This is a genomic window from Endozoicomonas sp. ONNA2, assembly GCF_024606365.1.
Lineage (GTDB): Bacteria > Pseudomonadota > Gammaproteobacteria > Pseudomonadales > Endozoicomonadaceae > Endozoicomonas.
The window spans coordinates 1-1657 of record NZ_JAHHPO010000705.1 but is presented as its reverse complement, the minus strand read 5'-3'; the positions used below and the strand labels follow the sequence as shown (position 1 = coordinate 1657).

The 1657-nt window shown below is 54.3% G+C and carries 3 protein-coding genes; all 3 read left to right on the top strand.

The genetic code is table 11. The features are described 5' to 3' along the window. On the top strand, positions 1 to 372 hold a 372-nt coding region (cas6e, locus tag KDK14_RS12480; protein ID WP_257265461.1), incomplete at its 5' end, for a type I-E CRISPR-associated protein Cas6/Cse3/CasE. Between the two features lies 1 nt (position 373). Continuing rightward, positions 374 to 1294: a type I-E CRISPR-associated endonuclease Cas1e gene (cas1e, locus tag KDK14_RS12475; RefSeq protein ID WP_257265460.1), complete on the top strand. Its 921-nt coding sequence runs from the start codon at positions 374 to 376 to the stop codon at positions 1292 to 1294. A gap of 2 nt (positions 1295 to 1296) precedes the next feature. Continuing rightward, positions 1297 to 1587, top strand: coding sequence for a type I-E CRISPR-associated endoribonuclease Cas2e (cas2e, locus tag KDK14_RS12470; RefSeq protein WP_257265459.1), 291 nt, complete (start codon positions 1297 to 1299; stop codon positions 1585 to 1587). The last annotated feature ends 70 nt before the right edge of the window (positions 1588 to 1657 follow it).

Sequence of the window (1657 nt, the reverse complement as noted above, 5' to 3'; positions counted from 1 at the left end):
CGGTTACGGTTTCGGTTGCGTTGCAATCCGGTTCGTTCCGTTAAGGATGAACGTCGGGGAGAAGTCACCCGCAATGGCACCACTTACACCCGCTCGGTCCGGGTACCCCTGATCCGGGAAGAACAACAACAGCAGTGGCTGGAGAAAAAGCTGCGCCAGGCGGGGGCGCAACTGCTGGCAGTTAATGTGGTGCAAGAGGCGCCGCTCTATTTTCGCAAAAAAAGGGAAAAGCGCGGTGGTAAGATCCAGCCGGTACTTTTTGAAGGCGTTCTGCAAATTGAGGCACCTCAGCAATTTTCCAACGCATTGATAAGCGGTTTTGGACCGGCGAAATCTTTTGGTATGGGGCTATTGAGCCTGGCGGTTTGTTGATATGTCGTTTATTCCGCTGAAACGGATCCCTGTCAAGGATCGGGTGTCGATGGTTTTTGTGGGGCGAGGGCGCATTGATGTTAAAGATGGTGCCTTCGTCGTTGTGGATGAAGTAAAGGGCGACCGCAAGCATATACCGGTAGGTTCTGTGGTCTGTATCATGCTGGAGCCGGGTACCCGGATTTCCCACGCGGCCGTGAAACTGGCGGCGGCAACGGGCACCTTGCTGATTTGGGTGGGAGAGTCCGGTGTCCGCCTCTATTCCTCAGGGCAGCCCGGCGGTGCCCGTTCTGACAAGTTGCTCTATCAGGCGCGGTTGGCACTGGATGAGGAATTGCGGCTGAAAGTAGTACGCAAAATGTTTGAATTCCGTTTTGGTGAACCGGCACCTACCCGCCGATCTGTGGATCAGTTGAGGGGTATTGAGGGTGCGCGGGTTCGAAAAATGTATCAGCTGATGGCGAAGCAGTATGGGGTGGAATGGCACGGTCGCAACTACGACCCAAAGAATTGGGAGGCAGGCGACACAATCAACCAATGTTTAAGTGCGGCCACCGCTTGTCTTTATGGGGTAACCGAAGCGGCGGTTTTAGCCGCTGGCTATGCACCGGCTATTGGCTTTATCCATTCGGGCAAACCGCTGGCATTCGTTTACGACATCGCGGACCTGTTTAAATTTGACACAGTGGTGCCTGTGGCTTTTCAGATCGCGGGGAAAGGCACCGCCAGCCCTGACCGCGATATTCGTATTGCCTGCCGTGACAGCTTCAGGAAAACCCGGCTGCTGAAAAAGATCATTCCCACCATAGAGGAGATACTGGCAGCCGGTGAGATTGAGCCACCGAAGCCCCCGGAAGATGCCCAGCCACCGGCCATCCCTGAGCCGGTGGCCATGGGAGATGATGGCCACAGGAGCGCCTGACCATGAGCATGCTGGTGGTGGTAACGGAAAATGTGCCGCCGCGCCTGAGAGGGCGTCTGGCGGTCTGGTTGCTGGAAATCCGTGCGGGGGTTTATGTGGGTAATGTTTCCCAGCGAATTCGGGAGATGATCTGGGAACAGATTAACGCGTTGGCGGAGGAGGGCAATGTTGCCATGGCCTGGGCCATCAATAATGAATCAGGCTTTGATTTTCAGACTTATGGCAAAAACCGCCGTATGCCTATTGACGAAGATGGTTTGAGGCTGGTGCTTTTTCATCCCGAAAACACCTGATTCTGTACTCTTTAACATGAAGGACTGTAACCATAAAATCTGGTGGTTTTGCTGGTGGAATTTTTGACGT